The following is a 22929-nucleotide window of genomic DNA, read 5'->3' as shown; positions in this document are numbered from 1 at the left end:
AAGCAGACCCCTACCAGGTCTTTCGAATGAAGCCACCGGCATCCGGTGGCTTTTTTCTTGCCTGTTCGAATCATCAAACCGGCAATGCGATCAGGTCATGCCCCTCGGCGCCCACGATACGTGCGCGAGTGAACTCACCGACCTTCAGCGTCTTGCTGATCTTCTCGGGCGGCAGCAGCCGCACGGTGCCGTCGATCTCCGGCGCATCGGCGTAGGTGCGGCCCACACCGCCCTTGCGACCCATGCCGGGCGCGGAATCGACCAGCACCTGCATGGTCGCGCCGATGCGGCGCTGCAGCTTGGTGATCGACACGGCTTCAGCCACCTCCATGAAGCGGGCGCGACGCGCTTCGCGCTCCGCCTCGGGCAGCATGCCCGGGATGTCGTTGGCGGTGGCGCCCTCGACAGGGCTGTAGGCAAAGCAACCGGCGCGATCGATCTCGGCCTCGCGGATGAAGTCGAGCAGATGCTCGAACTCCTGCTCAGTCTCGCCAGGGAAGCCGGCAATGAAGGTGCTGCGGATCACGAGCTCCGGGCACACCTCGCGCCAACGCGCGAGCCGCTCCAGGTTCTTCTCGCCGCTCGCAGGACGCTTCATGCGCTTGAGCACATCGGGGTGGCTGTGCTGCAGTGGCACGTCGAGGTAAGGCAGCACCTGGCCGCTCGCCATCAACGGGATGATTTCGTCGACGCTCGGGTAGGGATACACGTAGTGCAGGCGAACCCACGCGCCGTAAGGCTCGGCAATTTCGCCGAGCGTGCGCACCAGCTCGAGCATGCGGGTCTTGACCGGCTTGCCGTCCCAGAAGCCGGTGCGGTACTTCACGTCGACGCCGTAGGCGGAGGTGTCCTGGCTGATCACCAGCAGTTCTTTCACGCCGCCTTCGAACAAGGCCTTGGCCTCGCCGAGCACATCGCCCACCGGCCGCGACACGAGGTCGCCGCGCATCGAAGGGATGATGCAGAAGGTGCAACGGTGATTGCAGCCTTCGCTGATCTTCAGATAGGCGTAGTGGCGCGGCGTCAGCTTGAGGCCGGCGATGCCGAAGGCATTCGGCACCAGGTCGATGAACGGATCGTGCGGCTTGGGCAGGTTGGCATGTACCGCATCCATCACCTCTTGGGTGGCGTGCGGGCCCGTGACCGCCAGCACGCTCGGGTGCATCTGGCGCACCAGGTTGCCACCCTGGTCGCCGGTCTTGGCGCCCAGGCAGCCGGTGACGATCACGCGGCCGTTCTCGGCCAGCGCTTCACCGATGGTGTCCAGGCTTTCCTTCACGGCATCGTCGATGAAACCGCAGGTGTTGACGATCACCAGATCGGCACCTTCGAAAGTCTTGGAGGTCTGGTAACCCTCGGCGCTCAGCCGGGTCAGGATCAATTCGGAATCGGTCAAGGCCTTGGGGCAGCCAAGGCTCACAAAGCCGACCTTGGGGGCGGTCGACGTGGTCGTTCGTTCGGGGGAGGCAACTTCGCTCATATCCCTCTATTGTCCCAGCTATCGGTGACAGCCGGGCAATCATTGGGCAAGCCCCGCCTTGGTGCGGCCCGAAGGCGCTCAGGGACGCTTGATGCCAAAGGCCCCCAGCACCTGCTCGGTGTTTTTCTGCATCTGCTCCTGCATCTGCAGGAAGACATTCTTGGATTGTTCGACGTAGTTGCCCATGAGGCCCTGGAGCATCGGCGACTGCATGGTCATGAATTTCGACCACATCTCGGGCGTCAGGCCCTCAGCCTTGTCGGCGAGTTGGGCCTGCACTTCAGTCATGGCCTGGATGTTCTTCTCGAGGTACGGGCCCATGTAGCCCTGCATCGCCTGGCCGTAGAAACGGATGATGTTGGCGAGCACCTGCTCGGTGAACATCGGCGCCCCACCCGCCTCTTCTTCCAGGATGATCTGCAACAGGATGCTGCGCGTGAGGTCGTCGCCGGTCTTGGCATCGCGCACCACGAACTGGGCATTCTGGATGACCAGCTGCTTCACCTCGGTCAGCGTGATGTACGTGGATGTCTCGGTGTCGTAGAGCCTTCGGTTGGGGTACTTCTTGATCACACGCTGTACCGGTTTGACCCCGGACTTCTTGCTCTGCACTGCGGACTCCTTCACATGGACGCCCATGTCATCGGATGATTCTAGGGAGCGGTTTTGCTGCATCGCGACAAGGTTTACCCTGACCGCGCGCTGCACTTCAGCCCCGCGATGTCGCGTACTCGGCGCCGCATGCGTGGCAGGCGGCTGTTTCGGGGCGTTCTTCGGTCGCCTCGCGAAAGCGAAGCGGGCTCTTGTGGCCATAGACCACCCAGCAACGCGGGCAGTGCTCCTGCCCCACGGTCGGCAAATAGGCGCGGGCGCGCTGCTCGGCGCGCTCTTCAGTCACCGCCACGCCTTGCCGCAGGGCCCGCGCCACTTCGCGCGCTGCCATGGTGTCGGTGCGGCCGCCCGCATGGTCGCTGATGCCATAGACCGCGCGCGCAAACTCGATGGGAGCCTGCCGCAACAGCGCGGCAACGCGCAGGTCGGCATGAGCCCGATCAACCAGCGTTGATCGCGTATTCATCGGATCGCTTGTCAAGAAATTGGAGATGGGATTGCAGAACGGCCAAGGTAGCACAACAACATGGCCATGGTCTTTTTCTGCATCACCACAAGGGACGATTGAAACACCGGGGAACCCGGTGAAAGCTCTGCTCAACAGATCCGGTGGTTGGCCGGAAGTTGAAACAGAAATTGGTAGGCGCGATTGGACTCGAACCAACGACCCCCACCATGTCAAGGTGGTGCTCTAACCAGCTGAGCTACGCGCCTAAGGATGTGTCCGAGAAGCAGCTATTGTAGCAGGAGAAAACACGCTTTTTAGCGGCGACGTGCAGATCGCACACCAACAACTGCAGTGGCGATGCCGAGCACCTGCGTCAGCCGTGCAGCATCGGCGATTTCCACAGTGAACGTCATCCATGCCGTGCCCTTCACCGACTGCGTCTGCACGCCGATCACGTTCATCTTCTCCCGGGCGAACACATCGGAGATGTCACGCAGCAGGCCTTGACGATCGGCGGCCTCGACAGCGACGTCGACCGCGTACACCGGCGCATCGCCGCCCTTCTTCGCCGCGCCCCATTCGACATCGATCACACGCTCGCCATCGCGCGTGGCCATCATGCGGAAGTTGCTGCAATCGCTGCGGTGCACGCTGACGCCGTGGCCGCGCGTCACGAAGCCGCTGATGGCATCGGGCGGCGCAGGCTTGCAGCACTTGGCAAGCTGCGTCATCAGCGACGACACGCCCACCACCAGCACGCCGCCCTTGCCGGACTTCTCGCTGCCGCGCGCCTTCTTGATCTGCACGCCGTCGTCGGGATTGGGCGCCGGCTCCGGTGGACGCAGCAACGTCTCGATGTTGCGCAGAGAAAACTCGTCCTTGCCCACCACCTCGAACAGATGGTCCGCCGACTTGAAGCCGAGCTGCGAAGCCAGGTCCTCGAGCCGCATGGCCGTCTTGCCTTCGCGCTGCAGCAGCTTCTCGACGGCCTCGCGTCCGCGCGCCACGGTCTCGTGCGTGATCTGCGCGTTGAACCATGCGCGCACCTTGGCGCGTGCACGGTGACTCGCCAGATAACCCAGTTCGGCATTGAGCCAATCGCGCGATGGGCCGCCCTCCTTGGCCGCGATGATCTCGACCGTCTGCCCATTCGACAGCGGCGTGTTGAGCGGCACCATCGCGCCATCGACACGCGCACCGCGGCAGCGATGGCCCAGCGTGGTGTGCACCGTATAGGCAAAGTCCACCGGCGTCGCGCCCTGCGGCAACTCGACGATGGCCGCATCGGGCGTCAGCACATAGATGCGGTCGTCGAACAGGCCTTGCCCCTGCAAGCCACCCGAGAGATCGCGCTCCCAAGCCAGCAGCTGACGCAGCACCGCAATCTTCGCGTCGTACTCGCCACTCGCCCAGACGCCCGCATAGCCTTTGTGCCCTGCTTCCTTGTAGGCCCAATGCGCCGCCACGCCATGCTCGGCGTGATCGTGCATCTCTTCAGTGCGGATCTGAATCTCGATCGGCTTGCCCGGCTTGCCATCGACCAGCTCGCGCACCACGGTGTGCAGCGACTGGTAGCCGTTCGGCTTGGGCCGCGCGATGTAGTCGTCGAACTCCTCGTCGATCGGCTGGAAATGCGTGTGCACCCAGGCCAGCGCCGCATAGCAGTCCTTCACGTCCGCCACCACCACGCGCAGCGCGAGGATGTCGAACACCTGCGCGAAGTCGAGAGACTTGCCGCGCATCTTTTTCACGATGCTGTAGATGTTCTTGGGCCGCCCCTGCACCGTGGCGTGCACGCCCTCGGCCTGCAGTTCGCGTTCGAGTTCGGAGCGCAATTGCTCGACGTGGCCTTCGCGTTCGATGCGCTTCTCGTCGAGCAGGCGCGCAATCAGCTTGTAGGTTTCAGGCTCGATGAAGCGGAACGAAAGATCCTCGATCTCCCACTTCACCTGCCAGATGCCCAGGCGATTGGCCAGCGGCGCAAACACCTGCAGCGATTCGCGCGCCACGCTCTCGGGCGCCGGCTGCTTGCTCGCTGCCGCATGGCGCAAGGTCTGCAGGCGAGAGGCAAGTCGCAGCATCACGACGCGCAGATCGCGCGAGAACGCCAGCAGCATCTTGCGCACGTTCTCGGTCTGCGCACCGGCGCCTTCGACGTGATGTCCCTGCGACGCCGAGCGGGCCTGCTCCTGCACACGGACCAGCTTGGTGGTCTCGACCGCGAGCGCCGCGAAGTTGTCACCGAACACCTTGGCGATCACCTCCTGCGGCCGGTTCAGGTGCTGGCACGAATAGACCAGATAGCTCGCCGCCTGCATCGCCTCGGAGCCGCCCATCTTCGCGACGATGGCGGCCACCGCATCGGCATGCGCCAGCGTGTTCTCGCCGGTGTCGAGCTTTTCATCGGCGATCAGCGGCTCGGCGAACGCGCGCGCGCGGGCGAGCATGTTCTCGATCACCGGCGTGCGGTCGGCCGTTGCCGCGGACAACGGATAGTCGACCACGGCGGTATCGGACAGGGGTGCCGTCTGCAGGCTCGAGGACTCGCGCTTCACGCTGCTTCACCCCATCAATCGAACAGGAAGGAAATGACGACGGCAACCTGCGCGGGATCGATGAAGGTCGGCGCATGGCCCACACCTTCGAACTCGACCAGCGCCGCCTTCGGGCCGCGCTGCGTCATGGCCTGTGCCGTCTCGCGCGACAGCAGGTCCGACACGGCCCCGCGCGTCACCAGCGTGCTTGCCTGGATGGCGTCGTACAGGCTCCACATGATTGCGCCGCCCTGTGCTGCCGCTTCGGGTGTGATGGCGCGCAGTGCCACGGCAATGGCCGGGTCATAGTGCAGCAGCCACGGGCCATCGCCAGCGCTATCGCCGGCTTCGATCTTGGCGACCCCATCGGCCGTGCGCTGCGATGCGGGCACCACCATGTGCTGCGAAAGCGCGAGCCATTGCTCAGGCGTGTGCGGACCGAAGCTGGTCGAAATCGCCCACATTGCATCGGCCGCTTCCTGCACGCTGCCGTAGCGACCGCCCTGCCCCACATAGGCGGCGATGCGTTGCAGCGCGACAGGCTCGATCGTCGGGCCGACATCGTTCGCGATGAAACGGCGCACCGGTCGCGGGAGCGGCAACTCCTTGTGGCCCGCCAGCACGAAGCCGATCAGACCGCCCATGCTGGTGCCGAAATAGTCGAGCGTGTCGATGGCCTGCTTGCGTTGCAGCTGGGCAATCAGCGACACCATGTCGGCCGCGTAGACAGGCACTTGGTAGAAGGCCGGATCGCGCAGCCAGTCGCTGCGCCCGCGTCCCACGACGTCGGGGCAGATCACCCGTACATCGCCGCCCGCGCGCGCCACGATGGCCTGTGCCAGCGCGTCGAAGTCGCGCCCTTGTCGGGTGAGCCCATGCACGCAGACCACGACATGCGCGCTGCGCTCGTCGCCCCATTGCCAATAGGCCATGCGATGACCGCCCTGGGCGTCGTCGCATGCCACGTAATGAAGCGTCGGTTCGGTCATGAAAACGGGGGAGTCGTGGTGCGGATAATGGTCTCGTTGCATCCTAATTCATCCGGAGATTGATCTTCATGCTCAAAGGCAAAACCGCGCTTGTCACGGGGTCCACCAGCGGCATTGGCTTTGCCGTTGCCAAGTCGCTCGCCCAGCAAGGCGCACACATCGTGCTCAACGGCTTCGGCGATGCCGAAACGCCCAAGGCCCAGATCGAAGCGCTCGGCGTTCGCGCCGAGTACCACGGTGCCGACATGAGCAGGCCAGAACAAATTGAAGACATGATGAAGTTCGCCGCGTCGAAGTTCGGCCGTGTCGACATCCTCGTGAACAACGCCGGCATCCAGCATGTCGCCAAGGTCGAGGACTTTCCGGTCGAACGTTGGGACGCGATCATCGCAATCAACCTCACGAGCGCATTTCATACGACGCGCCTGGCGATTCCCGCGATGCGCGAGGCCAACTGGGGCCGCATCATCAACATCGCATCGACCCATGGCCTGGTCGCCTCGGCGCAGAAGTCGGCCTATGTGGCGGCAAAACACGGCATCGTCGGTTTCACCAAGTCGGTCGCGCTCGAAACCGCGACCACCAGCATCACCAGCAACGCGATCTGCCCCGGCTGGGTGCTGACGCAGCTCGTGCAGAAGCAGATCGACGACCGCGCGGCCCGCGAAGGCATCTCGGCCACGCAGGCGCAGAACGAACTGCTGGGGGAGAAGCAGCCTTCGCTGCAGTTCACCACGGTCGAGCAACTCGGTGGCCTTGCGGTCTTCCTGTGCTCGCCGGCAGCCGATCAAGTGCGCGGCGTCGCTTGGCAAATGGACGGCGGCTGGACAGCGCAATAAGGCGCCATCCAGCGGTGCCCGCGCTTTTTACTTGAGCTGCACCGACCCCGAAACGTTCACGATCACGCTGGTCTTGCCGGCTTCGACTGGCACGGCCGAATCGGCCGAGAACGACTTGGCCTGCATCGCCATCACCCGAGGGCGCGGGCCGCCGTCGTTCGCGTTCACCGACACCTCGCGCAGCGTGTAGCCGCTGAAGCCGAAGCCCTTGGCCAGCTCGTTGGCCTTCTGCTTGAAGTTCTCGATCGCGATGTTCTGCGCTTCGGCCTCGGTCTTGGCGCGTTGCTCGCGGCTCAGGCCGAAACCCACGTTGCCCACGCTGAGCGTGGTGATGCGGCCGGCCGTCTGGGTGATGCGCGGAAAGTCGCGGCCTTCGAGCACCAGCTCCGTGGAGCCCTGCCAGCCGTTGATCTTGCCGTCCTTCGTGTAGCGCGGCGAGAGGCTGAAGTTGCCGGTGCGCACGTCGAGCTGGCCGGGCTGCGCGTTCTTCTTGGCTTCGTTGAGGGCGGCGTCGAGCGCGACCTTGAGCTGCGTCTGCACGGTGGCTGCATCGGTCGCGTCGCGGGTGGTCACGAGCGTCATGCTCAAGAGGTCCTGCTGGACCTCGACCGTTCCGGAGGCAGTGAGCTGCAGCACGTTCTGCGGCGCCGGAGCGACCACGTTCTGGGCCAGCGCGGAGCCGGCAGCGGCCAGGGCGGCGCAAACGGCGAGCAATTTGATTTTTTTCAAGGCAAGGGACTCCCTAGGTTGATGGCGAGGAACACCCGCGCCAGGGCCCTCAGGGGCGCTGGCTGCGCGGCGCGATCAGCGAACGCGCGGCGGGCATCGGTGCCGGCGCGATCCGCTCGGCTGGTTGCGATTCTGCCGAATTCGCCATGGCACCCACGCCCGGCGGCATCCACTGCCCCCGGATCTGCTGCCGCAACTCGAACAACTCCCCGGCGGTCAGGCGCCTGCCGGCGACGGCTTCTTCCCGGCGGATTTCCTCTCGCTGCGCAGCCCGATGGGCGGCCACTGCATCCCGCACTTCACTGCGGCGCACCTCGCCGACCCTGAAAAAGTCACCGGAAACCGCCCATGTGGAACCACAGGCGCAGGCAAGAAGCAATGGCAGTGCGGAAAAAGGAAGTCTCATCGAGTGGTTGGTCGTGAAGGCAGGGGAACTTTGCCACCGCTGGACGAACACCGGATGTCCATAGGGCGAGCGTCCGCAAGTTTTGTAACTTAGTGTCAAACCATAAGTAAATCTGGCTCGATGGGGTGCTAACGCCTTCAGAATCGGCGCTGTTACAAATTCAACGTTGTAGAAATGACTCAAGTTCCCGCTCGCACCGACAAGATCGTGATCGTCGACGACGACGCCCGCATCCGTGACCTGCTTCGCCGCTACCTGACCCAGGAAGGTTTCGAAGTGATCGTGGCCGAGGACGGCAAGGCGCTCAACCGCATCCTGTTGCGCGACACGGTCGACCTGATCGTGCTCGACCTGATGATGCCCGGCGAAGACGGCCTCTCGGTCTGCCGGCGCCTTCGCGCCGCCAACGACCGCACGCCGATCATCATGCTCACCGCCAAGGGCGAAGACGTGGACCGCATCGTCGGCCTCGAAGTCGGCGCCGACGACTACCTCGGCAAGCCCTTCAACCCCCGCGAACTGCTGGCCCGCGTGCATGCCGTGCTGCGCCGCCGTCCGCCGCTCGAGGCACCCGGCGCCCCCTCTACCGAGAACGAGACCGTCACCTTCGGCCCGTTCGCCTTCGATCTCGGCTCGCGCACGCTCAAGAAGGACGGCGAGGAGCTCTCGCTGACCACCGGCGAGTTCGCGATGCTGAAGGCGCTGGTGCGCCATCCGCGCCAGCCGCTGTCGCGCGAAAAGCTCGCCCAACTGGCCCGCGGCCGCGAATTCGAACCCTTCGACCGCAGCCTGGACGTGCAGATCTCGCGCCTGCGCAAGCTGGTCGAGTCCGACGCCGCGGCACCGCGCTACATCCAGACCGTCTGGGGCGTGGGCTACGTGTTCGTGCCGGACGGCGCGGCCTGACGCCCCGCTGAGAGGTGGCCATCGGCCCAACTGCCAGACCTGCCAGACCCGGCCCGGCGCAGGAGGATGGCGCGCAGGTCACGATGCCGAGCCCGCTGGAGGCCAGCGCGGCGCGTGACCGTCGCCCCGGCCTCAAGGTCGGGTTCAGCCTTTTCTGGCGCACTTTCTTCCTGCTCGCGCTGCTGCTGATCGGCTGTACGGTCGCCTGGCTGCAGACCTTCCGCTCGCTCGAATACGAGCCACGCGCCATTCAAACCGCCCACCAGATCGCCTCGCTCGTGAACCTCACGCGCGCGGCGCTGGTGTATTCGGACGCCATCACCCGGGTGTCGCTGATCAAGACGCTGGCCGACCAGGAAGGCGTGCGCATCCTGCCGCGCGAGCCCAACGACCGCTTCCAGCCCTACACCAGCGGTGCGCTCGACCTGCGCGTGACCGAGGAGCTGATCGACCAGCTCGGTGAAGGCACCACGGTGGCCAGCCGCGTGAACGACGAAGCGGGCCTCTGGATCGGCTTCACCATCGAGAGCGACACCTACTGGCTGCTGCTCGACCCCACGCGCTTCAGCCGCGTGGGCGGGCGCACCTGGCTCGTCTGGCTCAGCACCGCGATGGCGCTGTCGCTGGCCGGCGCGGCGCTGATCACCCGGCTCATCAACCTGCCGCTCAAGCAGTTGTCGCGCGCCACCATGCAGGTGCGCGAAGGCGAGTACGAGGCGCACCGGCTCGATGAGCGCGCCCGCACCAACGAGATCCGCGCGGTCAACATCGGCTTCAACCGCATGGCCGACCAGCTCGCCAAGATCGAGCAGGACCGCGCCATCATGCTGGCCGGCATCTCGCACGACCTGCGCACGCCGCTCGCGCGCCTGCGGCTCGAAACCGAGATGAGCGTGGCCGACGAAGATGCGCGCGACCACATGGCGGCCGACATCGCCCAGCTCGACGCGATCATCGACAAGTTCCTCGACTACGCCCGGCCCGACCATGTCGATCCGCGGCCCGTGCTGCTGCGCGACGTGGTCGATGCCTGCACCTACGCCGTGCAGGACTACGAGGAGATGAACATCAAGGTCGAGGTGCCACCCGACCTGCGCGTGCTGGGCGACGAGGTCGAACTCACGCGCGTGATCTCCAACCTGGTCGAGAACGCCCGCCGCTACGGCAAGACGCCGGCCACCGGCGTCGCGGACGTCACGATCCAGGCGCAGGCGAACAACGATGCGGTGCTGATCAAGGTGCGCGATCACGGCGCGGGCGTCGAGCCCGCCCTGCTTTCGCAGCTGACCAAGCCCTTCTTCCGCGGCGACGCGGCACGCACCTCGGCGGCGGGCGCAGGCCTGGGCCTGTCGATCGTGGCGAAGAACATCGAGCGCATGGGCGGCACCTTCGCGCTCACCAGCACGCCGGGGCGCGGGCTCGCGGCCCACATCCGCATGCCGCGCGCCATGCCGACGCCCAAGCCGGGCGAAGTACCGGGCGGCGGCAAGAAGCCCGGCTGATCCGGCCTTTCCAGCCGCTCAGCGGTGGAGCAAGACCGCCGCGCGCGCCTCCATTGCCCGGCCCTCGCCCACTGGGCCGAGCTTCTCGGCCGTCTTGGCCTTCACGTTGACTTGGTCGAGCGCGATGCCCAGCGTGTCCGCGATGCGCTGGCACATGAGCGGAATGTGCGGCGCCAGCTTCGGCGCCTGCGCGATCACGGTGCTGTCGACGTTGCCGATCTCCCAGCCGGCCGCCCGCACGCGGCGCGCCGCCTCGGCGAGCAGCACGGCCGAATCGGCACCGCGGAACTGCACGTCGGTGTCGGGAAAGTGCCGGCCGATATCGCCCAGCCCCACGCCGCCCAACAGCGCATCGGTGATCGCGTGCAGCAGCACGTCGGCGTCCGAGTGCCCCAGCAGGCCGGTGGTGTGCGGCACCTCGATGCCGCCCAGGATGAGCTTGCGCCCCGCCACGAGCTGGTGAACGTCCCAGCCCTCGCCGACGCGGATGTTGAACGGCGCTGCAGGTGACGTCATGCGATGGCTTTCTTGCGGCTGAGCAAAACCGCCTCGGCCAGTGCGAAATCTTCAGGAAAGGTGATCTTGAAATTCTGGGCGCTGCCCGGTACCAGCAGCGGCGCAAGGCCGATGGCCTCGATGGCGCTGGCCTCGTCGGTCACCACGTCGCCCACGCGCTCCAGCGCGTCGAGCAGCATGCCGATGCGGAACATCTGGGGCGTCTGGGCCAGCCATTTGTCGGCGCGCGACAAGGTCTGCGAGACGCGGCTGTCGGTCGAGGACACCTTCAGCGTGTCGGCCAGCCGGTGCGCCAGCAGGCCGCCGACGGCGTCGTGTTCGCAGGCGGCGATCAGTGCCTCGATCTGGCTGGAGGTGACGAGGCAGCGCGCCGCGTCGTGCACCAGCACCCAGTCGTGCGCTCCGGCACCCTTCTGTCGCAGCGCGGCGAGGCCGTTGCGCACCGTGGCGGCCCGGGTCAGGCCGCCGACCTGCAGCAGGTATTCGTCGTTGCCCGGAAAGCGCGGCAGCGCGGCCTGCACTTCACGGTCGTCCGGCGACACCACCACCGCCAGCCCGGCAAAACGACCGGCCAGGGCACGAAAGGCTTCCACCGTGTGCGCCACCATCGACGCCCCCGCGAGCCGCCGGTACTGCTTGGGCTGGGTGCCGCCCGCGCGATGGCCGGAGCCGGCACAAGGGATCAGCACGAAAAATCGGGAAGAAGACATTGATGGGTGCGGCACAGGCCAATGGCCGACAAGCGGATAAAGGGCCGCCATTCTAGAATTGCCCTCCGCACACCCCTCGCCGCCCGGCGCGGGGTGTCTTGCATTTTTCGAAGCGTTCCATGGACCTCCCCCACCTCACGGCGGGCAAGCGTTTCACGCTGCCGCGTCCCCCTCTGTCGGCCGATGCCCTGCTGCTCGCGCAGCTGGGGATGCGCGAGAAGGCTGCCGGCCGCGCCACCGCGATGTTCACGGCCGACGCCAACGACGCGCAGCGGCTCATCGACGAGATCGCCTTCTTCGCGCCCGACCTGCGCTGCGCCCTCTTCCCCGACTGGGAGACGCTCCCCTACGACAGCTTCTCGCCCCACCAGGACCTGATCAGCGAGCGCCTGGCCACCCTCTGGCGCATCAGCCAGAAAGAGGCCGACGTGGTGCTGGTGCCCGCCACCACCGCGCTCTACCGCCTGGCGCCGCCGGCGTTCCTGGCCGGCTACACCTTCCATTTCAAGGCCAAGCAGAAGCTCCAGGAATCCAAGCTCAAGGCCCAGCTCACGCTGGCCGGCTACAGCCACGTGACGCAGGTGGTGAGCCCGGGCGAATACGCGGTGCGCGGCGGCCTGATCGACCTCTTCCCCATGGGCTCGCTCGTGCCGTTCCGCGTCGACCTGTTCGACGACGAGATCGACTCCATCCGCACCTTCGACCCGGACACCCAGCGCAGCCTCTACCCCGTGCCCGAAGTGCGCCTGCTGCCGGGCCGCGAGTTCCCGATGGACGACGACGCCCGCGCGCGCTTTCGCAGCCGCTGGCGCGAACTGCTCGAAGGCGACCCGACCAAGAGCCGCATCTACAAGGACATGGGCAACGGCGTGGCCACCGCCGGCATCGAGTACTACCTGCCGCTGTTCTTTGACGAGACGGCCACGGTATTCGACTACCTCGGCCCCGACGCCACCGTGGTGCTGCATGGCGACCTCGAACCCGCGTTCCAGCATTTCTGGCAGGACGCGAACGAGCGCTACAGGCTGGTGCGCGGCGATCCCGAGCGCCCCGCGCTGCCGCCCGAGGCGCTGTTCCTGAACGCCGAGCAGTTCTACCAGCGCGCCAAGCCGCACGCCCAACTGGCCATCCGCGGCGACATCACCACCGACACGCCCTACGCCGAGTTCGACCGCCTCCCGCCCTTCGCCGTGGTGCGCGGCGCGGAAGACCCGCTGGTCGGCCTCAAGGCCCACATCGCCGCCACGCCGCATCGCGTGCTGCTGATCGCCGAGAGCGACGGCCGGCGCGAAAGCCTGCTCGACTTCCTCCGCGCAAGCGGCGTGAGCCCGCCGGCCTTCGATTCGCTGGCCGAGTTCGAGGCGTCCACCGACGAGAAGATCGGCATCGTCACCGCCGCGCTGGCCTCGGGCTTCGCATGGCGCGAGCAAGGCATCGACCTGGTCACCGAGACCGAACTCTTCGCCACCGCGCCCACCACGCGCCGGCGCAACAAGAAGCAGGAACAGGTCAGCGACGTCGAAGCGCTGATCAAGGACCTCTCGGAGCTCAACGTCGGCGACCCGGTCGTCCACACCGCCCACGGCATCGGGCGCTACCGCGGCCTGATGCACATGGACCTGGGCCAGGGCGTCGACGCCGAAGGCAAGCCGCTCCTGCAGGAAATGCTGCACCTGGAGTACGCCGACAAGGCCACGCTCTACGTGCCCGTGTCGCAGTTGCACCAGATCAGTCGCTACACCGGCGTGAGCGCCGACGAGGCCCCGCTGCACCGACTGGGCTCCGGCCAGTGGGAAAAGGCCAAGCGCAAGGCCGCCGAGCAGGTGCGCGACTCGGCTGCCGAGCTGCTCAACATCTACGCCCGCCGCGCCGCGCGCGAAGGCCATGCCTTCCGCTACTCGGCCGCCGACTACGAGGTGTTCGCCAACGACTTCGGCTTCCAGGAAACCGCCGACCAGAAGGCTGCGATCCACGCCGTGGTGCAGGACATGATCTCGCCCCAGCCGATGGACCGGCTGGTCTGCGGCGACGTGGGTTTCGGCAAGACCGAGGTCGCGCTGCGCGCCGCCTTCATCGCGATCACCGGCGGCAAGCAGGTGGCGTTTCTCGCCCCCACCACGCTCCTGGCCGAGCAGCACTACCAGACGCTGGTCGACCGCTTCGCCAAGTGGCCGGTGAAGGTGGCGGAGATGAGCCGCTTTCGCTCGGCCAAGGAAATCACGGCCGCCGCGAAGGGGCTGGCCGAAGGCCAGATCGACATCGTGATCGGCACGCACAAGCTGCTCTCGCAGTCGGTCAAGTTCAAGAACCTGGGCCTGCTCATCATCGACGAGGAGCACCGCTTCGGCGTGCGCCACAAGGAGGCGATGAAGGCGATGCGTGCCGAGGTCGATGTGCTGACGCTCACCGCTACGCCGATTCCGCGCACGCTGGGCATGGCGCTGGAGGGCCTGCGCGACCTGAGCGTGATCGCCACCGCGCCGCAGCGGCGCCTGGCGATCAAGACCTTCGTGCGCAACGAGGGCACCGGCGTGATCCGCGAAGCCGTGCTGCGCGAATTGAAGCGCGGCGGACAGGTCTACTTCCTGCACAACGAGGTCGAGACCATCGAGAACCGCCGCCAGAAGCTCGAAGAAATATTGCCCGAGGCCCGCATCGCCGTCGCCCACGGCCAGATGCCCGAGCGCGAGCTGGAGCGCGTGATGCGCGATTTCGTCGCGCAGCGCTACAACCTCTTGCTGTGCTCGACCATCATCGAGACCGGCATCGACGTGCCGACCGCCAACACCATCGTGATGAGCCGCGCCGACAAGTTCGGCCTGGCGCAGCTGCACCAGCTGCGCGGACGCGTCGGGCGCTCGCATCACCAAGCCTATGCGTACCTGATGGTGCCGGACACCGAGGGCCTGACCAAGCAGGCGGCCCAGCGGCTCGATGCCATCCAGCAGATGGAAGAGCTGGGCTCGGGCTTCTACCTCGCCATGCACGACCTCGAAATTCGTGGCACTGGCGAAGTGCTCGGTGAGAACCAGAGCGGCAACATGATGGAGATCGGCTTCCAGCTCTACAACGAGATGCTGAGCGAAGCCGTGCGCGCGCTCAAGGCCGGGCAGGAGCCCGACCTGCTCTCGCCGCTGTCGGTCACGACCGAGATCAACCTGCACGCCCCCGCCCTCCTGCCCGACGACTACTGCGGCGACGTGCACCTGCGCCTGTCGTTCTACAAGAAGCTCGCCACCGCGAAGACGCCCGACCAGATCGACACGCTGCTGGAAGAAATCGTCGACCGCTTCGGCAAGCTACCGCCGCAGGCGCAGACGCTCATCGACACGCACCGCCTGCGCGTGCTCGCCCGGCCCTACGGCGTGGTGAAGGTCGATGCGGCGCCGGGCCTCATCAACATCACCTTCAAGAAGGACGCACCGGTCGACGGCATGGCCATCATCCAGCTGGTGCAGAAGAACAAGCACATCAAGCTCGCCGGCAACGAGAAGCTTCGCATCGAACGCGAACTCAAGGAGCCGAAGGACCGCGCGCAGATGGTGCGCGATGTGCTGCGCAGTCTCGGTCAACCCCTTGTCAAGGAAATCGCCCCCGCATGAGCGCTACAGAAATTTCCCCCGGCCTCGTCCTCCAGCGCGTGAAGGCGCCGCTGGCGCTGGCCGACTTCAAGCTGATCGCGTTCGACATGGACTCGACGCTGATCAACATCGAATGCATCGACGAGATCGCCGATGCGGTCGGCAAGAAGGCCGAAGTGGCCGCGATCACCGAGGCCACGATGCGCGGCGAGATCAAGGACTTCAAGGAGAGCCTGCGCCGCCGCGTGGCGCTGCTGCAGGGCGTGCCGGTCGAGGCGCTGCAGCAGGTGTACGACGAGCGGTTGAAGCTCAACCCGGGTGCGACCGAATTGGTGGCCGCGTGCAAGGCGGCCGGCCTCAAGGTGCTGCTGGTGTCGGGCGGCTTCACCTTCTTCGCGAACCGCGTGAAGGACCAGCTGGGCATCGACTTTGCGCGCTCGAACCTGCTCGACGAAGCGGACGGCAAGCTCACTGGCCAGGTCGTGATGCAGAGCTGGGGCGACATCTGCGACGGTGCCGAGAAGCGTCGCACGCTGCTCGAAGTGGCGTCGCTCATGGGCATTTCGCCGCAGGAAACTATTGCCGTGGGCGACGGTGCGAACGATCTGCCGATGATGGGCGAGGCCGGGCTTTCGGTGGCCTATCACGCGAAGCCGAAGGTGCGCGAGCAAGCCATGGTGGCGATCAACGAAGGCGGGCTCGACCGCCTGCTCGAAATCCTGAAATGACCTCTGCCGCAGTGGACGCCCCGCTCTACCGCGCCGACGCGCTGCAGGACTACGCGAGCGCCCTGCTGCAAAAAGCCGGACTCGCCGCAACGATGGCCGACAGCGTCGCCCGCACCCTCGTCGAGGGCGACCTGCTGGGGCACGACACGCACGGCCTCGCACTCCTGGCCGGCTATGTGAAGGAAGTCGAATCCGGCGGCATGACGCGCGACGGCGCACCCGAGGTGCTGTCGGACCGCCCCGCCGCCGTGCTGTGGGACGGCAAGCGCCTGCCCGGACCCTGGCTCATGGACCAGGGCATGGACCTGCTGGTGCCGCGCGCCCGCGAACTCGGCACGGCCTCGCTCGTGATCCGCCGCAGCCACCACATCGCCTGCCTCGCGGTTTACATGCTGCGCGCGCTGCAGGAAGACATGCTGATGCTCCTGGCCTGCTCCGACCCCAACACCGCCAGCGTCGCGCCCTTCGGCGGCACGCAGGCGCTGTTCACGCCGAATCCGCTGGCGATGGGCTTTCCACTCTCGCAGGGCGGCGTGATGGTCGACATCTCGGCCTCGATCACCACCAACGGCATGAGCAACCGCAAGCGCGCGGCCGGCGAGACCTTCGCCGAGCAATGGCTGATCGACGCAACCGGCAAGCCTTCAAACGACCCGCAGGTGCTGTTCGACCAGCCGCCCGGCACGCTGCTGCCCGTGGGTGGCCTGAGCCATGGCCACAAGGGCTACGGCATGGCGCTGCTGGTGGAGACGCTGACGGCCGGATTGGCGGGCTTCGGCCGGGCCGATCCCAAGGAAGGCTGGGGCGCGACGGTGCATATCACGCTGCACGACCTGAATGCATTCGGCGGCAAGGAAGCGTTCCTCCGCCAGATGGACCACGTTGCGGCCCGGTGCCGGGACAACACCCCCATCGACGCCGCCAGGCCGGTCCGGCTGCCGGGTGAAGGGGGTTTGAAGCGCCGGGATGCGCAATCGAAGAACGGGGTGCGGCTGCACCCGTCGATCGCGCGCTCGCTGCAGGATGCGGAGCAGCGCCACGGGCTGCAGCTCGCGAAGGCGCTTCTCTAAGGGATCAGTCTTCCTCGGGCGGCTCTTCGGTCCGCTCCCCGGCTGGGCGCGGCGTGCGCTTGCCGGGCTTGGCGAGGATCTCGACGTAGAACTGCTTGCCGGCATCTTTCACGATGCCGTCAATCAGCTTGTTGATGGCCGGCAACTGGGCGACTTCAGCGGTTTCCGCCGACGCGCCGAACTTGCAATCGAAGTCCCAGAAATCGCTGCCCTCGGGCAGATCGCGGCGGCGTTCGCGCTTGATGTACTTGCTGATCTCGTGCTTGATGGCTTCGACGAGACGATCGGGGTGCTTGCCCTCGACTTGAAGCTGAAAGGTTTTTCTCATGGGTGATCGTAACGCCCCCGAGGGGGCTGCCGCGCTGTGTACAGTCGGCGGTTCAATGGAAAGCAGGTGATAGACATGGCGCGCGCAAACGACTGGGCAAGCAAGGTGATGGCATTGGTGAACGGCGGCAACGCCCCCGCGGCCATCGCGCAGATCAAGGTCGCGCCCTCGGTCAAGGACCTGAAGGCGCTGCAGACCATCATGACGCTCTCGAAAATGAAAGGCCGCTATCCGAACGTGGATGCGGCCATTTCAGACAACCTGGACCTGCTGGCGGCGCCCCGGCTGCATCGTTCGCCCTGAGCTTGTCCTGAAGGCTTACAGGGCCTGGCCGAGGCGCTTCACGCCCTCTTCGATCTTCGCCACGTCGGCGGTCGCAAAGCTCAGGCGCAGCGTCGCCACATCGGGCTTCTCGGCGAAGAACGGCGCACCGGGCACGAAGGCCACGAGCTTCTCGATCGCCCGTTTGGCCAGCTCGTTCGCATCGGCCAGCTTGCCGTTGGCACCCGTGAGGCGAGCCCAGAAGAACAATCCGCCGCCCGGCTGCGTGAAGCTCACCGCATCGCCCAGTTCGCGCTTCAGCGCCGCGCCCATGGCCTGCGCGCGCTGGCCGTAGACCTCGCGCACATGCGCCAGCGTGCCGGGCATGCGGCCGCTCTTGAGGTATTGCGCCGCCGTGGCCTGCGAGAAAGTGCTGGTGTGCGCATCGCTGAACTGCTTGCACATCGTCGCCTTGGCGAGCAGTTCGGGGGGCGCGATCATCCAGCCGATGCGCAGGCCCGGGCTCAGCACCTTGCTGAGGCTCCCGCAGTGCGCGAGCAGCTCGCGGCTGCCGGGCACGTCCTTGCTCAAGGCCAGGATCGAGGGGGGCGGCGCTTCGCCGAAATAGAGGTCGCCGTAGGGGTCGTCCTCGACGACCAGTGTCTGGTACTTCACGGCAAGTTCGAGCACCTTCTTGCGGCGCTCCAGCGTCAGCATCGCGCCGCTGGGATTGCCGAAGGTCGGGATCAGGTAGACGAACTTGGGCTTGTGCTCGGCGATGAGTTTTTCCAGCTCGTCGGTCTTCACGCCGTTGGCGTCGATGGGCGCGCTGATGAGCTGCGCGCCGTAGAGGCGGAAGCACTGGATGGTGGCCAGGAAGGTCGGGCCCTCGACGATCACCTTGTCGCCGGGCGAGATCATGGTCTTGCCCAGCAGGTCCAGCGCCTGCTGGCTGCCGGTGGTGACGATCAGGCCGCTGGGGTCCACATCGACGCCCTTGGTCTTCATGAAAGAACTGAGCTGGCTGCGCAGCGGCTCGTAGCCTTCGGTGGCACCGTATTGCAATGCGCCGCCGGGCTCCTCGGTCAATGCCTTCTGGCTCGCTTCCTTCAGGCCCTCGACGTCGAACATCGCGCTGTCGGGAAAACCACCTGCGAAGCTGATGATGCCGGGCTTGCCGAGCAGCTTGAAGAGTTCGCGGATGGCGGAGGTTTCGACGTTGTCGAGGCGGGAGGCGAATTGCATGATGTCAGTCTCACTTTCTGGGCGCCATTGTCGCGAAAGCCGGGTGCATGAATGCTGCGTAAGGCTATCGTCTTTCAACGATATATTGCGCCTGTCGCCGCCCTGCGCCCTCGGGCAGACGCGCGCGACGCCCCCCGAGCCCCATGAAAAAAGACAACATCCCCCTCTTCTTCGCCATCCTGCAGGCGGCCAACCCCACGCCCGAGACCGAACTCGAATACGACACGCCCTTCGAGTTGCTGGCGGCCGTGCTGCTCTCGGCACAGGCCACCGACGTGGGCGTGAACAAGGCCACGCGCAAGCTTTATCCGGTGGCCAACACGCCGCAGGCGATCCTCGATCTGGGCGTCGAAGGGCTGGAGGAGTACATCAAGACCATCGGCCTGTACCGCAGCAAGGCCAAGCACCTGATCGAGGCCTGCCGAATGCTGATCGAGCTGCACGGCGGCGAGGTGCCCAGGACCCGTGCCGAACTCGAAGCCCTGCCCGGCGTCGGCCGCAAGACGGCCAACGTGGTGCTCAACGTGGCCTTCGGGGAGCCGACCATGGCGGTCGACACGCACATCTTCCGTGTGGGCAACCGCACCGGGCTCGCGCCGGGCAAGACGCCGCTGGAGGTGGAACTCAAGCTCGAGAAGCGCGTCCCACCGGAGTACCGTCTGCATGCGCACCACTGGCTCATCCTGCACGGCCGCTACATCTGCGTGGCGCGCAAGCCGCGCTGCTGGGAGTGCGCGGTGGCCGCGTACTGCGATTTCAAACCCAAGACACCCGCCCCGAAAACGGACTGACATCACACGCATGACGATCCCGAAGAAGAATCACGGCGCCCTCCTCGCCACCGCGCTGCTCTCGGCAGCCGCTTTCCTGCCGGCCGCGGCCTGGTCGCAGCAAGCCGGCAAGGGCCTGCCGCCCGACGCCATGGCGGCCTACGGCGGCCGCTGGTCGACCGCATGCGCCGATGCGTCCGCGCCCACGCTTCAGGTTCGCGAAGACCAGCTGATCGTCGAAAGCGGCAAGCGCCGCGTGGTCGGCCAATCGCCCGACACGGCCCACAGCTTCTTCGGCAACAGCCAGCCGCCCGCGCGCTTCGACGTCGCGCTGATGAGCGACGTCGACAAGGCCGGCGCCCTGACCTTCCTCGTCTTCCGCGAAGCGCGCGGACAGTCCATCACGCTGGACGCCGCGAAGCCGGTGGCGGGGCAACTGGGCCCCGAGCTGATGAAGCTGCGCTACTGGCGATGCGACGGCTCCGCGCGCGCCGCGCTGCCGCCCGTGGAACCGGCAGCGACGAAACCGCCGCCTCCGCCCACAGGCAGCCCCGCCGCCCTCGCACAAGGCCCCGCGATGCAGAAAGCCTGGCGCGCCGCACTGGGCACCAAGGAAAACGACCGCTGGCTGGTCCGCCGCGAAGGCCCCGCACCCGAGCCGCAATGGGTCACCGTGGACGGTACGCGCTATGTGCTGCACGCCTTCTGCAAGCCGCACGACTGCCACGACAACAACGCGGTCGCGCTCTACGACCAGGGCTCGGGCCGCATCTACGGGCTGGTGCAGCGCAACGGAAAGAAAACCCTCCTGGGCGCGCCGCCGCAGGCACTGGCGCCGCAGCTGGACAAGCTCTGGCGCGAACAGTGGCGGCAAAAGAACTGAGCTGACGGGGCCCGGCCGCCCCCCAACGCACTACCACCGTCTACCACCAACGATGGATGTGCAACCGCCGGCACAGGCAGACACTGCACGCCACCACCACCCGTGGAGGAGGCAGACGCCATGGCACTCACGCCCGAGCAGCAGCAGGACATCCGAGAGGAAGAGTACTTCCGGATGGAGGTGCGCAAATCCCTCACCGAACCGAAGGGCCCGCCCACGCTGATGGACCGCCTCTCGGCCTTCGGAGACTCCAAGGTCGGTTTCTGGTTGCTGACGACGGTGCTGGCGGGCGTCGTCGCCACGGGCTTCACCAAGCTGCAGCGCTACTTCGACCAGGAAGACATCGCCCGCCGCGAGCTTTCCGAGCGCAGCCGCCGCGACGCGGACATGCTGCTCAAGCTCGGCCCGCTGCTCACCTCCGACAAGCGCCCGCAGGTGGACATGGCGATCGTGCTGCTCAACAGCCTCTCGGCCGGCGATGGGATCGACAAGCAGGTGTCGGGGCAGATCGTCGCGCTGTTCCGCAGCACGGCCGAGGCCGGCAACCGGCCCAACGCCACGCCGGAAGAGCGCGTGGCGAGCCAGGCGATCTACACCTTCTTCGACAAGGCGGGGCTCTCTGCGATGCAGGCCTGGGGCACGCCGGCCGCGGCGAGCATCACCGCCGAGCCGGCCCCAACGGCTGCCGCGCCCAGCCTCGTGGCGGCCGCGCTGGACAACACCTCGCTGCCGATCCGCATCTACCTGCAGGTCGGCGACCGGGCCGACTGGCCGGCCGCCACCAAGGCTTCGGAAGGATTGCGGCAGGCCGGGATGATCGTGCCCGGCATCGAGCTGGTGCCGGCGCAGAACACGCCCAAGCAGAACAACGTTCGCTACTGCAAGGACAAGGTCTCGCCCGCGGCGCTGGACCGGGTGCGAACAGCCACGGCGAGCCAGGTGGCTCCGGCGCCCGCGATGACCGAGCTGCCGCCGAAGCTGTGCGGCAACGTGCGCTTCAACCACTTCGAGCTGTGGTTCGCGCGGGGACAGTGATCAGCCAGCCGGAGGATGTTCGAAGGTCAGCCAGCCGCCGAATGCCAGTTCGCCGGCGGGCCAGTCGGCTGCGGTTTCCGGGCAGCGGATGCCGCGCTGCAGGAGCGTCACGGCGCGCAGCACGCCGGCATGAGTGACCCAGAGCGCATCGCCCTCACCCGAGCGCCATTCGTCGTGCGCTTCGGCCGCGCGCTGCATGAAGGCGCGCACGCTCTCGCCGTTCGCACCGGCGATGCCGTCGGCGAAATTGCCGGTCCAGGCCTCGAACTCCTCGCGCCCGATGGCGGACCATGGCCGCCCTTCCCATGCGCCGAAGCTCATCTCGGCCAGACGGGCATCGTGCTGCACGGCCAGGTCGGGGCGGAGTGCCGCGATGGCGTCGGCCAACACGGCGCAGCGCCGCAGCGGCGAACTGCGCAGCGCGATGCCGGCGGGCAGCAAAGGCGCGATGCGTTGCGCGGCGGCCAGCGTGGCCTCGGCTTCCGCCTCGAGGTCAGTCGCGCCGTAGCAGAGACCGGGCTCCGCGATCACGGGCGCGTGGCGCAGGAGCCAGAGTTTTCTCATGCCTGCCAGGCCAGTGCGAGATAGATCGCCAGCTCGCAGACCTGCTGGGTCGCACCCAGCCCGTCGCCGGTGAAACCCTGCAGGCGCCGCAAGAAGAGACGCGCCATCCAGCCCGCAGCCACGACGACCGCCAGCAGCGCCGCGGCGACATGCACAGCGTCATGCGCACACAACAGCAACGCCACGGCGGGCACCGACCACAGCACCGCGATGACCAGCGCCCCGCCGCTGATCGCATCGGCCAGCGGCTTCGCCTTGCTCGCTCCGCTGTCCCCCACATAGGGCAGCCAGCGGATCAGGAACAACGGTGCCAGCCGCGACAGCACATGCGCGCCGACGATGGCGACAGCCACCGTCTCCAGCCCGCGTCCGGCCAGCGTGGCGAGCAGCGCGAACTTGAGGCCCAGTGCGAGCACCAGCGCCACGGCACCGAAGGCGCCGATGCGCGAGTCCTTCATGATCTCCAGCGCCCGGTCGCGGTGGGCCGAGCCGCCCAGGCCATCGGCCACGTCGGCGAGGCCGTCTTCATGGAAGGCGCCGGTCAGCATCACGGTGGCGACGGTGCTCAAGACCGCCGCGGCAAACGCGCCCGCGATGCTCTGCAAACCAATGCCCACGGCCACGAAAACCAGTGCGGCAACTCCACCCACCAGCCACCCGATGCCAGGCAGATGCGCCGCGCTCGCACGCAGCATCTGCGGACTGAAACCGACCCATGCCGCGAGCGACCCCGTTACCGGCACGCGGGTGAAGAACTGCAATGCCAGCAGGAAGTGGCGAATGCCGTTCATCA

At 66.7% G+C, this 22929-nt stretch carries 23 protein-coding genes and 1 tRNA gene; 10 read left to right on the top strand and 14 right to left on the bottom strand.

The genetic code is table 11. The features are described 5' to 3' along the window. Positions 1-73: 73 nt before the first annotated feature. The 6 genes from rimO to NU688_RS05815 all read right to left on the bottom strand — a co-directional run bounded on the left by rimO (position 74) and on the right by NU688_RS05815 (position 6105). Positions 74-1480 (bottom strand): 30S ribosomal protein S12 methylthiotransferase RimO, encoded by a 1407-nt coding sequence (gene rimO / locus NU688_RS05840; RefSeq protein ID WP_257859577.1) that lies wholly within the window; start codon positions 1478-1480, stop codon positions 74-76. Between the two features lie 78 nt (positions 1481-1558). After that, complete coding sequence (gene phaR, locus NU688_RS05835) at positions 1559-2119, bottom strand: polyhydroxyalkanoate synthesis repressor PhaR (RefSeq protein ID WP_013541748.1); 561 nt, start codon at positions 2117-2119, stop codon at positions 1559-1561. Positions 2120-2189: 70 nt separating this feature from the next. Next, positions 2190-2558: a hypothetical protein gene (locus tag NU688_RS05830; RefSeq protein WP_257859576.1), complete on the bottom strand. Its 369-nt coding sequence runs from the start codon at positions 2556-2558 to the stop codon at positions 2190-2192. Between the two features lie 171 nt (positions 2559-2729). Then, a tRNA-Val gene (locus NU688_RS05825) sits at positions 2730-2806 on the bottom strand. A 48-nt stretch (positions 2807-2854) separates the two neighbouring features. After that, on the bottom strand, positions 2855-5095 hold the full coding sequence (locus NU688_RS05820) for a bifunctional (p)ppGpp synthetase/guanosine-3',5'-bis(diphosphate) 3'-pyrophosphohydrolase (RefSeq protein ID WP_374684619.1): 2241 nt from the start codon (positions 5093-5095) through the stop codon (positions 2855-2857). A gap of 14 nt (positions 5096-5109) precedes the next feature. Then, a complete protein-coding gene (locus NU688_RS05815) occupies positions 5110-6105 on the bottom strand; it encodes an alpha/beta fold hydrolase (RefSeq protein ID WP_257859575.1) in 996 nt (331 codons plus the stop codon). Between the two features lie 26 nt (positions 6106-6131). Here NU688_RS05815 and NU688_RS05810 point away from each other — a divergent pair, with 26 nt between their 5' ends. Then, positions 6132-6902, top strand: coding sequence for a 3-hydroxybutyrate dehydrogenase (locus tag NU688_RS05810; protein WP_257859574.1), 771 nt, complete (start codon positions 6132-6134; stop codon positions 6900-6902). 27 nt (positions 6903-6929) lie between these two features. Here the strand turns inward: NU688_RS05810 and NU688_RS05805 are convergent, their stop codons facing one another. Together NU688_RS05805 and NU688_RS05800 are read right to left on the bottom strand one after the other, a co-directional pair. Next, a complete protein-coding gene (locus NU688_RS05805; RefSeq protein WP_257859573.1) occupies positions 6930-7631 on the bottom strand; it encodes an SIMPL domain-containing protein in 702 nt (233 codons plus the stop codon). 49 nt (positions 7632-7680) lie between these two features. Further along, positions 7681-8220: a hypothetical protein gene (locus NU688_RS05800; protein WP_257859572.1), complete on the bottom strand. Its 540-nt coding sequence runs from the start codon at positions 8218-8220 to the stop codon at positions 7681-7683. Here NU688_RS05800 and ompR point away from each other — a divergent pair. Both ompR and NU688_RS05790 read left to right on the top strand, forming a co-directional pair. Continuing rightward, positions 8212-8943, top strand: coding sequence for a two-component system response regulator OmpR (ompR, locus tag NU688_RS05795; RefSeq protein ID WP_257859571.1), 732 nt, complete (start codon positions 8212-8214; stop codon positions 8941-8943). The genes NU688_RS05800 and ompR overlap by 9 nt on opposite strands. A gap of 83 nt (positions 8944-9026) precedes the next feature. After that, a complete protein-coding gene (locus tag NU688_RS05790) occupies positions 9027-10445 on the top strand; it encodes a sensor histidine kinase (RefSeq protein ID WP_257859570.1) in 1419 nt (472 codons plus the stop codon). Between the two features lie 18 nt (positions 10446-10463). Here the strand turns inward: NU688_RS05790 and ispF are convergent, their stop codons facing one another. Next, the gene (gene ispF / locus NU688_RS05785; RefSeq protein ID WP_257859569.1) at positions 10464-10961 is read right to left on the bottom strand and encodes a 2-C-methyl-D-erythritol 2,4-cyclodiphosphate synthase; all 498 of its coding nucleotides are present in this window, start codon (positions 10959-10961) and stop codon (positions 10464-10466) included. Then, complete coding sequence (gene ispD / locus NU688_RS05780; RefSeq protein WP_257859568.1) at positions 10958-11671, bottom strand: 2-C-methyl-D-erythritol 4-phosphate cytidylyltransferase; 714 nt, start codon at positions 11669-11671, stop codon at positions 10958-10960. Before ispD ends, ispF begins: the two co-directional genes overlap by 4 nt. A gap of 119 nt (positions 11672-11790) precedes the next feature. On the opposite strand from ispD, the gene mfd reads away from it, so the two are divergent. From mfd to NU688_RS05765, 3 genes are read left to right on the top strand one after another with little or no spacing between them, the layout of a single operon-like run. Then, on the top strand, positions 11791-15273 hold the full coding sequence (gene mfd / locus NU688_RS05775) for a transcription-repair coupling factor (protein ID WP_257859567.1): 3483 nt from the start codon (positions 11791-11793) through the stop codon (positions 15271-15273). Further along, positions 15270-15980: a phosphoserine phosphatase SerB gene (gene serB / locus NU688_RS05770; RefSeq protein WP_257859566.1), complete on the top strand. Its 711-nt coding sequence runs from the start codon at positions 15270-15272 to the stop codon at positions 15978-15980. Before mfd ends, serB begins: the two co-directional genes overlap by 4 nt. Beyond that, positions 15977-17050 carry an Ldh family oxidoreductase gene (locus NU688_RS05765; RefSeq protein ID WP_257859565.1) on the top strand — a complete coding sequence of 358 codons (1074 nt, stop codon included), beginning with the start codon at positions 15977-15979 and terminating at the stop codon, positions 17048-17050. Before serB ends, NU688_RS05765 begins: the two co-directional genes overlap by 4 nt. Before the next feature lie 4 nt (positions 17051-17054). On the opposite strand, the gene NU688_RS05760 is transcribed toward NU688_RS05765, so the two are convergent. Next, positions 17055-17378: a DUF6172 family protein gene (locus tag NU688_RS05760; RefSeq protein WP_257859564.1), complete on the bottom strand. Its 324-nt coding sequence runs from the start codon at positions 17376-17378 to the stop codon at positions 17055-17057. A 75-nt stretch (positions 17379-17453) separates the two neighbouring features. Here NU688_RS05760 and NU688_RS05755 point away from each other — a divergent pair, with 75 nt between their 5' ends. Further along, positions 17454-17681 (top strand): hypothetical protein, encoded by a 228-nt coding sequence (locus tag NU688_RS05755; protein ID WP_013541760.1) that lies wholly within the window; start codon positions 17454-17456, stop codon positions 17679-17681. 15 nt (positions 17682-17696) lie between these two features. On the opposite strand, the gene NU688_RS05750 is transcribed toward NU688_RS05755, so the two are convergent. Continuing rightward, complete coding sequence (locus tag NU688_RS05750) at positions 17697-18884, bottom strand: PLP-dependent aminotransferase family protein (RefSeq protein WP_257859563.1); 1188 nt, start codon at positions 18882-18884, stop codon at positions 17697-17699. Between the two features lie 143 nt (positions 18885-19027). Between NU688_RS05750 and nth the strand changes: the two genes are divergently transcribed. From nth to NU688_RS05735, 3 genes are all read left to right on the top strand, one after another. Next, positions 19028-19675: an endonuclease III gene (gene nth, locus NU688_RS05745; RefSeq protein WP_257859561.1), complete on the top strand. Its 648-nt coding sequence runs from the start codon at positions 19028-19030 to the stop codon at positions 19673-19675. A gap of 10 nt (positions 19676-19685) precedes the next feature. Next, entirely contained in the window at positions 19686-20537 is an 852-nt protein-coding gene (locus tag NU688_RS05740) for an inhibitor of vertebrate lysozyme family protein (RefSeq protein ID WP_257859560.1), read from the top strand. Positions 20538-20657: 120 nt separating this feature from the next. Continuing rightward, the gene (locus NU688_RS05735; protein WP_257859559.1) at positions 20658-21572 is read left to right on the top strand and encodes a hypothetical protein; all 915 of its coding nucleotides are present in this window, start codon (positions 20658-20660) and stop codon (positions 21570-21572) included. On the opposite strand, the gene NU688_RS05730 is transcribed toward NU688_RS05735, so the two are convergent. Next, positions 21573-22136 (bottom strand): histidine phosphatase family protein, encoded by a 564-nt coding sequence (locus NU688_RS05730; protein ID WP_257859558.1) that lies wholly within the window; start codon positions 22134-22136, stop codon positions 21573-21575. Next, positions 22133-22927: an adenosylcobinamide-GDP ribazoletransferase gene (locus NU688_RS05725; RefSeq protein WP_257859557.1), complete on the bottom strand. Its 795-nt coding sequence runs from the start codon at positions 22925-22927 to the stop codon at positions 22133-22135. The genes NU688_RS05730 and NU688_RS05725 overlap by 4 nt, the downstream gene beginning before the upstream one ends. Positions 22928-22929: the final 2 nt, after the last annotated feature.

This window comes from Variovorax sp. ZS18.2.2 (genome assembly GCF_024701975.1).
GTDB lineage: Bacteria > Pseudomonadota > Gammaproteobacteria > Burkholderiales > Burkholderiaceae_C > Variovorax.
This window is presented reverse-complemented; position numbering and strand designations above follow the sequence as displayed.

Bases quoted from the DNA above. Each gene is read 5' to 3' on its own strand.
- rimO (WP_257859577.1), bottom strand. From the start codon at position 1,480: ATGAGCGAAGTTGCCTCCCCCGAACGAACGACCACGTCGACCGCCCCC.
- phaR (WP_013541748.1), bottom strand. From the start codon at position 2,119: ATGGGCGTCCATGTGAAGGAGTCCGCAGTGCAGAGCAAGAAGTCCGGG.
- NU688_RS05830 (WP_257859576.1), bottom strand. From the start codon at position 2,558: ATGAATACGCGATCAACGCTGGTTGATCGGGCTCATGCCGACCTGCGC.
- NU688_RS05815 (WP_257859575.1), bottom strand. From the start codon at position 6,105: ATGCAACGAGACCATTATCCGCACCACGACTCCCCCGTTTTCATGACC.
- NU688_RS05810 (WP_257859574.1), top strand. From the start codon at position 6,132: ATGCTCAAAGGCAAAACCGCGCTTGTCACGGGGTCCACCAGCGGCATT.
- ompR (WP_257859571.1), top strand. From the start codon at position 8,212: ATGACTCAAGTTCCCGCTCGCACCGACAAGATCGTGATCGTCGACGAC.
- NU688_RS05790 (WP_257859570.1), top strand. From the start codon at position 9,027: ATGCCGAGCCCGCTGGAGGCCAGCGCGGCGCGTGACCGTCGCCCCGGC.
- ispF (WP_257859569.1), bottom strand. From the start codon at position 10,961: ATGACGTCACCTGCAGCGCCGTTCAACATCCGCGTCGGCGAGGGCTGG.
- ispD (WP_257859568.1), bottom strand. From the start codon at position 11,671: ATGTCTTCTTCCCGATTTTTCGTGCTGATCCCTTGTGCCGGCTCCGGC.
- mfd (WP_257859567.1), top strand. From the start codon at position 11,791: ATGGACCTCCCCCACCTCACGGCGGGCAAGCGTTTCACGCTGCCGCGT.
- serB (WP_257859566.1), top strand. From the start codon at position 15,270: ATGAGCGCTACAGAAATTTCCCCCGGCCTCGTCCTCCAGCGCGTGAAG.
- NU688_RS05765 (WP_257859565.1), top strand. From the start codon at position 15,977: ATGACCTCTGCCGCAGTGGACGCCCCGCTCTACCGCGCCGACGCGCTG.
- NU688_RS05760 (WP_257859564.1), bottom strand. From the start codon at position 17,378: ATGAGAAAAACCTTTCAGCTTCAAGTCGAGGGCAAGCACCCCGATCGT.
- NU688_RS05755 (WP_013541760.1), top strand. From the start codon at position 17,454: ATGGCGCGCGCAAACGACTGGGCAAGCAAGGTGATGGCATTGGTGAAC.
- NU688_RS05750 (WP_257859563.1), bottom strand. From the start codon at position 18,884: ATGCAATTCGCCTCCCGCCTCGACAACGTCGAAACCTCCGCCATCCGC.
- nth (WP_257859561.1), top strand. From the start codon at position 19,028: ATGAAAAAAGACAACATCCCCCTCTTCTTCGCCATCCTGCAGGCGGCC.
- NU688_RS05740 (WP_257859560.1), top strand. From the start codon at position 19,686: ATGACGATCCCGAAGAAGAATCACGGCGCCCTCCTCGCCACCGCGCTG.
- NU688_RS05735 (WP_257859559.1), top strand. From the start codon at position 20,658: ATGGCACTCACGCCCGAGCAGCAGCAGGACATCCGAGAGGAAGAGTAC.
- NU688_RS05730 (WP_257859558.1), bottom strand. From the start codon at position 22,136: ATGAGAAAACTCTGGCTCCTGCGCCACGCGCCCGTGATCGCGGAGCCC.
- NU688_RS05725 (WP_257859557.1), bottom strand. From the start codon at position 22,927: ATGAACGGCATTCGCCACTTCCTGCTGGCATTGCAGTTCTTCACCCGC.